General features: G+C 57.3%; 14 protein-coding genes. 7 read left to right on the top strand and 7 right to left on the bottom strand.

Translation table 11 applies throughout. The features are described 5' to 3' along the window. Positions 1-2 precede the first annotated feature (2 nt). Positions 3-551, bottom strand: coding sequence for a hypothetical protein (locus SIB72_RS08490; RefSeq protein WP_413743625.1), 549 nt, complete (start codon positions 549-551; stop codon positions 3-5). Between the two features lie 451 nt (positions 552-1,002). Here SIB72_RS08490 and SIB72_RS08485 point away from each other — a divergent pair, with 451 nt between their 5' ends. Together SIB72_RS08485 and SIB72_RS08480 are read left to right on the top strand one after the other, a co-directional pair. Then, entirely contained in the window at positions 1,003-1,368 is a 366-nt protein-coding gene (locus tag SIB72_RS08485) for a hypothetical protein (RefSeq protein WP_413743624.1), read from the top strand. Between the two features lie 281 nt (positions 1,369-1,649). Further along, positions 1,650-1,988, top strand: coding sequence for a hypothetical protein (locus SIB72_RS08480; protein WP_115120722.1), 339 nt, complete (start codon positions 1,650-1,652; stop codon positions 1,986-1,988). Between the two features lie 9 nt (positions 1,989-1,997). Here the strand turns inward: SIB72_RS08480 and SIB72_RS08475 are convergent, their stop codons facing one another. Beyond that, positions 1,998-2,636, bottom strand: coding sequence for a Coq4 family protein (locus tag SIB72_RS08475; protein ID WP_413743623.1), 639 nt, complete (start codon positions 2,634-2,636; stop codon positions 1,998-2,000). A gap of 4 nt (positions 2,637-2,640) precedes the next feature. Then, entirely contained in the window at positions 2,641-3,114 is a 474-nt protein-coding gene (locus SIB72_RS08470) for a DUF6561 domain-containing protein (RefSeq protein WP_413743622.1), read from the bottom strand. A gap of 83 nt (positions 3,115-3,197) precedes the next feature. Here SIB72_RS08470 and hemC point away from each other — a divergent pair, with 83 nt between their 5' ends. After that, a complete protein-coding gene (hemC, locus tag SIB72_RS08465; protein ID WP_115120719.1) occupies positions 3,198-4,148 on the top strand; it encodes a hydroxymethylbilane synthase in 951 nt (316 codons plus the stop codon). 9 nt (positions 4,149-4,157) lie between these two features. Here hemC and SIB72_RS08460 read toward each other — a convergent pair whose 3' ends face one another. Both SIB72_RS08460 and SIB72_RS08455 read right to left on the bottom strand, forming a co-directional pair. Continuing rightward, entirely contained in the window at positions 4,158-4,685 is a 528-nt protein-coding gene (locus SIB72_RS08460) for a L,D-transpeptidase (protein ID WP_413743621.1), read from the bottom strand. 128 nt (positions 4,686-4,813) lie between these two features. Further along, positions 4,814-5,401, bottom strand: a complete 588-nt coding sequence (locus SIB72_RS08455) for an inorganic diphosphatase (protein ID WP_115017236.1) — start codon at positions 5,399-5,401, stop codon at positions 4,814-4,816. A gap of 184 nt (positions 5,402-5,585) precedes the next feature. Between SIB72_RS08455 and SIB72_RS08450 the strand changes: the two genes are divergently transcribed. Together SIB72_RS08450 and SIB72_RS08445 are read left to right on the top strand one after the other, a co-directional pair. Then, the gene (locus SIB72_RS08450; RefSeq protein ID WP_115120957.1) at positions 5,586-5,765 is read left to right on the top strand and encodes a hypothetical protein; all 180 of its coding nucleotides are present in this window, start codon (positions 5,586-5,588) and stop codon (positions 5,763-5,765) included. 45 nt (positions 5,766-5,810) lie between these two features. After that, positions 5,811-6,197, top strand: a complete 387-nt coding sequence (locus SIB72_RS08445) for a YbjQ family protein (RefSeq protein WP_413743620.1) — start codon at positions 5,811-5,813, stop codon at positions 6,195-6,197. Between the two features lie 141 nt (positions 6,198-6,338). On the opposite strand, the gene SIB72_RS08440 is transcribed toward SIB72_RS08445, so the two are convergent. Then, positions 6,339-6,677, bottom strand: coding sequence for a phenylpyruvate tautomerase MIF-related protein (locus SIB72_RS08440; protein ID WP_115120717.1), 339 nt, complete (start codon positions 6,675-6,677; stop codon positions 6,339-6,341). A gap of 63 nt (positions 6,678-6,740) precedes the next feature. Here SIB72_RS08440 and SIB72_RS08435 point away from each other — a divergent pair, with 63 nt between their 5' ends. Both SIB72_RS08435 and SIB72_RS08430 read left to right on the top strand, forming a co-directional pair. Beyond that, positions 6,741-7,748, top strand: coding sequence for a hypothetical protein (locus SIB72_RS08435; RefSeq protein ID WP_413743619.1), 1,008 nt, complete (start codon positions 6,741-6,743; stop codon positions 7,746-7,748). Further along, positions 7,739-8,395, top strand: a complete 657-nt coding sequence (locus tag SIB72_RS08430) for a phosphoribosylanthranilate isomerase (protein ID WP_413743618.1) — start codon at positions 7,739-7,741, stop codon at positions 8,393-8,395. Before SIB72_RS08435 ends, SIB72_RS08430 begins: the two co-directional genes overlap by 10 nt. Positions 8,396-8,716: 321 nt before the next feature. On the opposite strand, the gene SIB72_RS08425 is transcribed toward SIB72_RS08430, so the two are convergent. Further along, complete coding sequence (locus SIB72_RS08425) at positions 8,717-8,881, bottom strand: hypothetical protein (protein WP_170953895.1); 165 nt, start codon at positions 8,879-8,881, stop codon at positions 8,717-8,719. Positions 8,882-8,954 lie beyond the last annotated feature (73 nt).

Below are 8,954 nucleotides of genomic sequence, written 5' to 3'. Positions count from 1 at the left end.
GCCTACTGGTACCAAAGGTCTTTGACATGGGTGACACATTCTCTGATCTGCTGCTCCGAAGCCAGCGTCATCTCATCTGACGAGGCCGAATCACGTCTTGCAGACATCTCTCGTAGATGTTCATGGGCCTTCTGACATCGTTCCATCTGCCTGTCCATCACGGCATTCATCACCTGAGCCTCGATTCCTTGACAATCTGAAGGCGAATTCCGCACCGTTGGTTCATCAGGACCATTGATGTATTTCGTCGGGATTCGCCCACCGGTCTTGACTAAACAGCGATCGATTCTTTCCTGATCGACCTCTTCAAGTTGCTCATGTGAATCCTGTCCACGCGTATAAGTAGCCGAGTCATAACCACATTTCCAAGCAGTGGCAAGCAGCACGGCAAAGACAAGTCCGAACCATATCCTGTTCTTCTTCATCCGTTCACAGCTGCTAAATCTGATGGCTAAGAAACGAGAATCAAAAGAGCGATCAACTGTTTTGATCCTTCCATTCTTGCTGCCATCCAGAGAAGCATAGGCTTCGCACCATTCCCATCCCCTCAAGGCGCAAGCGCATCAAACAGCAAGGAGACGCGGCGCATGGCTCAGAATGGAAGCGTGCTCAACAAGCGCTGGTGCGGCTGCGATTGGTTCGATCCATGGCGCTGCTCTGCGTTGGCGACAACAAGCTTGATCTCGAAGCCTCAGCAGAGACAGCGACAAACAAAGACATGATCAGGCAACCATGGGCTCGATCATGGGCTCGATCGCGAAGACAACTGATGATCTCAAAAGCCAAGCGAGCCCCTCATGGCCAATGCTTAGTGCAGCAGCCGATGGAGAATAACAAACACCGAACTGATGACTACATTCATCCCAAAAAGTCTGCACTTAGGTGATGACATCTGCAGGGCACGATGAGGGTGTTATCAAAACAGTTTCTTGATCTCTTGTGGACAGGGGCTGGACGCAGGCCACGCCCCTAAGGTGCAAGCCGGAACCACACATCCCAGTCATGATCAAATGCTTCACAAGCATGATGGGATGTCTGTTGCTGGCGACAACACCCGGCATAACAGCTGAGGCATTCAGCGAACGGCAACTGAACACCGTAGGAACGGAGCTCGCAAAAGGCCTACTCCCGCTTGCCTGCAAGGGCGGCCGATCGATCAGCATGAAAAATCTGGATGAAACAATGATGCTGCAGGCCTTTCTCACGGCCGGCATCAACCCAATGGACATGCCTGATCTCAGAGATGACCAAGCGGGTTACTTCGTGACGGCCATGATCGTTGAACTCTCCGACGGCATGAGTCGTTCCTGCCCTCGCATCGATCGCGTCAACGCCATCTATGGCCTGCTGGAAAGTTTTTCCAAATAAGGCCGGCATACGCGGCAACAACCGTTGGATCAGAACTCAAGGTCTGCTGATCGCTGGCGATCCAGACCAGAGGATTCACACGCAGGACGGAAGTGCCCGCAGCAAAGGCTCAGCACAGCCAGATCCAACAATCACTGGATTGCACAAGGCAACAGCGCGTGCGCATTGGCCGGGGATGGCATCGGCAAGACGCATGCTCAGGCTTGAACTGCTGACATCTTGCCCACCAGATAAAGCGACAAAACAAAGCCCCTAAGGTGTGGCGACATTGGGGGAGGCCGATGAGTTACGAATACCGCGTGGTGGGAGTCAACGTCACCCCAATTGCGGCTCCGGATCCAGTCAAAGCCAGCGAACAGTTGCAGATGTCAAAGGAATTCATCGAAAAAGAGTTCGCCAGCCACTACCAGAGCAGTCAGGCCACCAACACGCCTCTACAAGTTCAGAACCTGCTGAACATCTATGGCAAGCGAGGCTGGGAGCATTACTACGAAGGCCAGATCGGAGATCAGGTGCTGCTCTACTTCCGGCGCGATACAGATCTTGCAGTGCCGTCAGTCGACTTCACAGCTGAAGAAATGGCCACCACCCAGATGCTGGCAGCAGAGCAGCGCCCCTGAGAAGGTGCATCAGGCCGACAGCCTGAGGCGCAGGCGCAACGCCTCAAGATCCGCATGCCAGTGATCTTCAAGACGATGGCCGATGAGCAGATCGGCCTCGAGGCCTAATTGGAAACCAGCGATCACCGCACGGATCAAGGGTTCCAGAGCATCCCCGCGCTGAAGCACAGCGATGGCGGCACTCAACAGAATCCACACGGCCAGTGGAGAACGGTTCTGCACCAGGTTGAAAGCCTGAAGACTCAGTTCACCAAGGGGATCCACCCCAAAGCCTGTGAGCACGTGCACGATTTCGTGAGTTTCCTTTTGGCGCCGCAACACATAGGCGGAATCACTGCAGGGCGACTGAAGCTTCTGGACACGCTCAGGAGTCATGCCCAGCTGACGCAAAAGACTGCCGTACTGATATCCGAGGGAAGCTGGAGGCATCGCCAACAGTTCAGGCAAGCTCACCGAGGCTGGAACCCACTGCGCGGCATAGAGGGCCTGAAGGCGTTGATCCTTGAGGAGCTCCGTCGTCATCCGAGCCGCGAGCGGACTGGACTCGACGTCACCAGACATCGCAAACACATTGGCAAAGCTGGATGGGTCGCGAAGGATCAGGGCCAGGGCAGTCTCAAGGCCAAGGTCCCGCAAAAGCTTGTTCAAAACCTCAGCCGCCCTCGATGCTTTCGGTGAACTCCTGAAACGCACGCTTCAGCCGCTCAACCGGTGTATCCGAAGGCGGGCATTCCTGATTGGTTCGGGTGGTGTACGCCTGAATCAGGCGGGGCTCTGGATCAAGGATCGAGGCCACCGCCGCTTTGAAGAGAACAAGATTCGCCTGGGATGTGAGACCGGAGAGAAACGGACTGAGCATCCAGCCACTACCGCCATCGTCACCCTCCAACGATCCCTTCGGCTGAACCTCCAAGGGCCTCAGCAACTGATAAGCCCGATCACCATCACGGTCGCTGGTGTTCCGTAAGCGGGCGATCACCAATTGACCGCTGCAGAGGAGAAGCAGCTTGATTGTTCCTTCAGCCAGCAAAGGCATAAAAGGGGCATCGGTCACGCCGGCCTGCCCAGGCGGCATCGCTGTTGAGGAAGGATTGCTGCGAACGCCATTCACCACCGGCCCAGGCATGGAAACAAGCTCATCACGACGTATGGCAAATCGTAAAGCTGAGAGCACGACTGCGTAGTCTGGTCGGCTGCTAGTGACTCTCCATGGCCCTCGAGCAACTGCGCATCGCTTCCCGCCGAAGCCAGCTGGCCATGGTGCAGACGAATTGGGTGAAGGCTGAACTTGAAAAGGCCCACCCAGGCCTCGCGATTTCCGTGGAGGCAATGGCCACCCAAGGCGACAAAATCCTGGATGTGGCCCTGGCCAAAATCGGTGACAAGGGGCTGTTCACCAAAGAGCTAGAAGCTCAGATGCTCGTCGATCGAGCCGATATCGCGGTGCATTCGCTGAAGGACTTGCCGACCAACCTGCCGGAGGGGCTGATGCTTGGGTGCATCACCGAGCGCGAAGACCCTGCTGACGCCCTGGTGGTGAATGCGAAGAATGCCGACTACCAACTCGACACCCTTCCTGAAGGGTCTGTGGTGGGCACCAGCTCGCTGCGCCGGCTCGCTCAGCTGCGCCATCACTACCCCCATCTGGAGTTCAAAGATGTGCGCGGCAATGTGATCACCCGCCTCGAAAAGCTTGACGCCGGCAACTACGACTGCCTCATCCTTGCGGCAGCAGGCCTGACCCGCCTGGGCTTCGGGGATCGCATTCACCAAAACATTCCCAGCGAGATCTCACTGCATGCGGTGGGACAAGGCGCCCTCGGCATTGAGTGCGTGGAGGGCAAACCGGAAGTGCTGGAACTGATCAAAGTGCTTGAGCACGCACCAACCTCCAGCCGCTGCTTGGCGGAACGCTCCTTCCTGCGGGAACTGGAGGGAGGATGCCAGGTGCCGATCGGAGTCAACACCACGATCGACGGCGACACCCTCACACTCATCGGCATGGTGGCCAGCCTCGATGGCAAGCGTCTGATCCGTGAGCAACAGAGCGGCACGCTCGCCGAAGCCGAAGCAATCGGCAAGAAACTGGCCGACATCCTCAAATCGCAGGGGGCCGGGGAGATCCTCAAGGAGATCTTCGACACCGTTCGCCCCCAGTGATAGGCGGTCTCAGCGCGTGATCAGCACAGGCGTGCCCACATCCACCAGTTCATACAGCTGATGAACGTGGGCATTCAGCATGCGCACACAACCGTTGGACACTGCTGCACGGATTTTCACCCAGTGGGGCCAGGGAGTGCCGTGAATTCCGAATTGATTCTCACCCTGCTGCAGAAAACCAATCCAACGATGCCCAAGCGGTCCACCTCGACCCGTCACCGGATTTACCTCGCCTGATTTGGTGCTCTGGTACTGCGGATTGACGCGCATATTTTCCACGCGGAACAGACCCGTTGGGGTTGGAGTCTTGGGGTCACCGATTGCAACAGGCCAAAGGCCGAGGCGCTGACCGTTGCGAATCACGCTGATCCTGCGGCTGTTCAAATCGAGATGAATCCTGGTCGCGGTCAGCGCTGGCAAGGCGGCCACCTGCTTCTCACTGGCAGCAGCAGAGGGTGGCGACACGACCGGCAGGGCCGCTGCAGCCACCAGAACGGCTGCAGACGAACGAACAAGCGCCACAGCGAAGATTGACATGAGACCAATGAGACCCGCTGGTCTCAAGCTAAATATCGCTCAGAGAAAAAGCAGCTGCGACGGTCTGAAGACAAAACAAAGGCGGGGTCTCCCCCGCCCACAAAACAATCTGGACAAGCTGGTCAGACTCAGTCGACCAGCTTGGGATCGATCTCTGCCAGATAACGGGCCTCACAGCTCTTGATGATCTCAACAGCCTTGTCGTTACCGAAAAAGCCATTGACCGTGCAGGTGCCAGGCTTCTTCAGATCCTTGTAGTGCTGCCAGTAGTAGGTGGTTTCCTTCTTCCAGTGCTCGCCGAGGTCCTCAAAACTCTTGATGTGATCCATCCGCTTGTCATCGGCCAGCACAGCGATGACTTTGTCATCCACCTCACCACCGTCATCGAAGGTCATGATGCCGATGATCCGAGCCTCCACCACGGAGCCGGGAATCAGAGGTTCAGTCACGCCCACGATCTCGATGTCGAGAGGATCACCGTCCTCATCCCAGGTGCGAGGAATGCATCCGTAGGCGAAGGGGTAAGCCAGGGAGGAATAGCCAACGCGGTCCAGCTTGAGGTGACCGGTTTCGGTGATCAGCTCGTATTTATTGATCGTGTTGGAGTTGAGCTCCACGATCGTGTTCAGGCGCAGCTCCGCCTCATCAGCGAATGCCGGCAACACATGCAAAAGATTCGGCATGCTGCGGCTCGGAGCCTGGTCGAGATTGGCCATGGGGGGCGTTGGACAGCGCCGCGCATCCTACGAGCCACCCCCGATGACCCAGGCCTGCTGCCCACCGAACAGCTCAAAACTTGGCCTCAAAAGCACAAACACCATCGCCAAGATCAAAAGAAACCCACGGCTGGAAACAGCAGCGCATAGGGTTGAATTCCTCTCACCAGACCCAGCAGGACGAATGGTGGATCTCTACCTTGCTGCCAGGCTGCACAATCGAATTTCCAACAAGGAGTACAAGTCTCTGTTGCTCAGTCAAGACCTGGATCAGCAGGAACAAAAACTGCGCCAGAGCCTGCTGCGCTTGATCGAAACCGGCTCAATTCGACTCGAACCGGACGTCGCTGTCAGTCCGGCTTAAGAGCGCTAGCCGTGAGGTGGCTTGCTTCGCCGCCGCTGCCCCCTGATGCTGATCACCACCACTCCAACGGTGGAAGGCCAGAGAGTGATTCACGACCGCGGTCTGGTCACCGGAGAGGCGATCATTGGCGCCAATCTGTTCCGCGACATGCGCGCAAGCATGCCAGACATCGTGGGTGGGCGTTCCAAGGCCTATGAGGAGGCCCTGGCAAAAGCACGTCTGGCCGCCACAGACGCGATGGTCAAACACGCCATGAGCATGAACGCCAATGCCGTCATCGGCGTGGACCTCGACTACGAGGTGTGCGGAGATGGCGGGATGATGATCTCCATGAGCGGCACCGCCGTGCTGCTCGATGGCCAGCCACCGAAACAAGACCTGCCGCCAATCAGCCACGAACGGCTGCAACGCCCATCCATCCTGCAGGGATAAAAAAATGAGCACAATCGCCCAAAGCCAACCCGCCTGACCTGCCCCATCCTTAGTCCACGGGTCCCACCGCTTGGTCGGGATGGGGGCAGAGTCGAGGGTCACACCTCGACTTTTTTATGCGCAGTTGAAACGTCCAAGTTCTCAGCCGAAGGTCTTGCCATTCCAGCCCCAGGCAGTGGCCTTGACGTCATCAAAACCGATATAGATGCGATTGGAGGGAATACCGGTGCGCTTGCTGATCAAGTCGCAAAATGCCTTGGTCATCGCCGGCGGTTTCAAGGCTCCGATCGACTTGACCTCCACATAAGCGCAGGGATCGCAGCTGCCGGCAAAGGTCATCGGAACCCCCGTCTCCAGCAGAGTCATCACATAGGCCTCAGGCTTTCCGGTCTGCTCCGCGAGGGTCGACGAGAGTTCTTTGAGGATCCCATCAGCGTCGTCCAGCGATGACAACGATGTGCGGACGTTAATCAGGGGCACCGACGATCTGGCGAGGATGCTCGCATCCTGCCATCGTCATTCAAGAGAACAATTCGGGGCACAGTGTTTCTCTCTGATTACACCCAACGGGAAGCAGAGCACGTGTTGGCCGCCATGCTCAGCATCACCCCGGATAACGGCAACCCCCATCACCCGAGCAAGGGATTTGCCCTATCAGTGCGGGATCACCTTCTTCAACATCCGGAGATCGCGCTCTCCGGCTTACCAGCCAGCACGCCTACAGCCCTAAACCGCAGCCTGAGCCAACCACACAAGGCCCGACAGGCCATGCAGTTGCTCGTGTTAATGCCCTATCTCAGTGGCGATCTAGACAGCGATGCAATCGGCAGGGTGGAGGCCTATGCCGAGGAGCTTCGTCTTCATCCCGACAGCCTGAACGACCTGAAGCTCATTGGCGAAAAACGTCTAAAAAAAGCACTCTTTGACTATGGCCGCCGCGCCCTGAATGCATTTTTCCCAGGCAATGCCTTGCAGCAAATTGCAGCATCCTTGCGCGAAGCGCACACGATGCTTGGCGACCGCAAACAACTGGACCGTTATCTCGCCTTAGAACATCAACCTCAAGGCAGTCTGGGGCGAACGATTTACAACTTCTACACCGATCGTCGCTTTCACTTCCCTGGGGAAATGGGAAACCTTGGTGAATTCGCTGTCCGTCACGACTGCGTTCATATTCTCTGTGGTGCCAATACGGATATGAAAGGAGAAATCGCTGTTGGCGGGGTGGAGGCAGGGATGGCACGCACGCCCTATGGCTGGGAAATGCTGGCAGAGGTGATCATCGATTTCCACATGGGGATCGCCTGGAGCCTGCCACCAGGAATTGCCCCTGGCACCATGAATTTCGACCCTGAGATGGTGAGCAAAGGGCTGGCCATGGGGGGCGCGATGCACTGCGATCTACTCAGTGACTGGAATTTCTGGGATGACATCGAGACGCCTTTGCTCGAACTGCGCCAACGATTCGGAATCAACGGCGTCTCAATCATCGACATGCCAGCACCAGGAGACCACCCCAATGCCACATCCGTGTATTGGTCATGCGCGTGAAGATCTGCGGCATCCGTAGTAGCGCCGATGCCCTACTAGCAGCCCACTTGGGCGCCGATGCCATTGGTGTACTGGTAGGGCAAGCCCATCCGAGCCCAGATTTCATTAGTGCGCAGCAGGCCCACTCCATTCTCAGAGTGCTCCCCCCGTTCGTGAGCGGTGTGCTGGTCAGCCATGCCAGCGACCCTGAGGATCTGCTGATGCTGATCGAACAAGTGCAACCGACGGCGGTGCAGATCCACAGCATGATGCGTGTGGAGTGTGTGGCAACGGTGCGTCGCCGGCACCCAGGGCTGACTCTGCTCAAAGCGGTCCATGTCAACGGAGACGAGCCGCTGGCCATGGTTCGCCGCTATGCCGATCTGGTGGATGGGGTGGTAGGCGACAGCTGCAACGACGCCACGGGACAGGTGGGTGGCACCGGTCTTACCCACGACTGGGGATTGAGCTCCGATCTGGCCAAGCAGACCAAGCTTCCCTTCCTTCTGGCCGGAGGGCTCACTCCTGAGAACGTGAAGGAAGCCATCGCCAAGGTCAGGCCCTGGGGAGTGGATGTGAACAGCGGCGTGAAGGGAACCGATGGATTCAAATGCCCCAGGCGAATGAAAGAGTTCATCGGCCGTGCCCGCGACCGTCCTCATGCCTAGATCAGCTTGGCGAGAGCCCTGCTGTCGTGGTCAGGGCCGATAGCGTGACATCAGCTTTTCGTTCAGTCGCCGTGTTGAGGCCCAACGATCCACGCTTCTGGAGAGCCCTTGTCGGTTTGGTGTCGCTTGCAGTGAGCTGCACGTTGGCCTGGCTGATCCTGCAGCTCTGAAGCCAAAAGCCTGTCAAAACCCTCAAGCAGCAAGCTTGCCGGGGGACGGGTTCACGCCCCCCCGCACAAGCCTTACAAAGGCGATGCAAGCAACAACAACGCTGCTTGGCTCTAACGCTGTCATTCGCTTAGCGCTCTTAGCGCTGAAGACTCAGGCCTTGACCTTGCGGAACTGGCGAATCTCACGCCCCAGCTCCCTGATGCCATACAGGATGCCGATCAGCGTGAGCGTTGAGACGCCCGTAATCACAGCAGTGTCCCGCAACGCCGATGGATCAGCGATCAGAGACGAGATCGACGAGGTGAAGACGGACATAGCAACACCAGAGGAGCTTCTGTCTTGTTAGCAACGGTGGTTCAATTCAAATCAGTACACCGCGTGTTATCCA

Origin of the sequence: Synechococcus sp. MIT S9451, from assembly GCF_047304725.1 — a bacterium.
Classification (GTDB): Bacteria; Cyanobacteriota; Cyanobacteriia; order PCC-6307; family Cyanobiaceae; genus Synechococcus_C.
Note: the sequence above shows the minus strand (reverse complement) of the source record. Positions and strands in the feature narration are given on the sequence as shown.

Coding starts and splice junctions, on each gene's coding strand:
- SIB72_RS08470 (WP_413743622.1), bottom strand. CDS start 3,114: ATGCCTGGGCCGGTGGTGAATGGCGTTCGCAGCAATCCTTCCTCAACA.
- SIB72_RS08480 (WP_115120722.1), top strand. CDS start 1,650: ATGAGTTACGAATACCGCGTGGTGGGAGTCAACGTCACCCCAATTGCG.
- SIB72_RS08425 (WP_170953895.1), bottom strand. CDS start 8,881: ATGTCCGTCTTCACCTCGTCGATCTCGTCTCTGATCGCTGATCCATCG.
- SIB72_RS08445 (WP_413743620.1), top strand. CDS start 5,811: ATGCTGATCACCACCACTCCAACGGTGGAAGGCCAGAGAGTGATTCAC.
- SIB72_RS08450 (WP_115120957.1), top strand. CDS start 5,586: ATGGTGGATCTCTACCTTGCTGCCAGGCTGCACAATCGAATTTCCAAC.
- SIB72_RS08430 (WP_413743618.1), top strand. CDS start 7,739: ATGCGCGTGAAGATCTGCGGCATCCGTAGTAGCGCCGATGCCCTACTA.
- SIB72_RS08485 (WP_413743624.1), top strand. CDS start 1,003: ATGATCAAATGCTTCACAAGCATGATGGGATGTCTGTTGCTGGCGACA.
- SIB72_RS08455 (WP_115017236.1), bottom strand. CDS start 5,401: ATGGCCAATCTCGACCAGGCTCCGAGCCGCAGCATGCCGAATCTTTTG.
- hemC (WP_115120719.1), top strand. CDS start 3,198: ATGGCCCTCGAGCAACTGCGCATCGCTTCCCGCCGAAGCCAGCTGGCC.
- SIB72_RS08460 (WP_413743621.1), bottom strand. CDS start 4,685: ATGTCAATCTTCGCTGTGGCGCTTGTTCGTTCGTCTGCAGCCGTTCTG.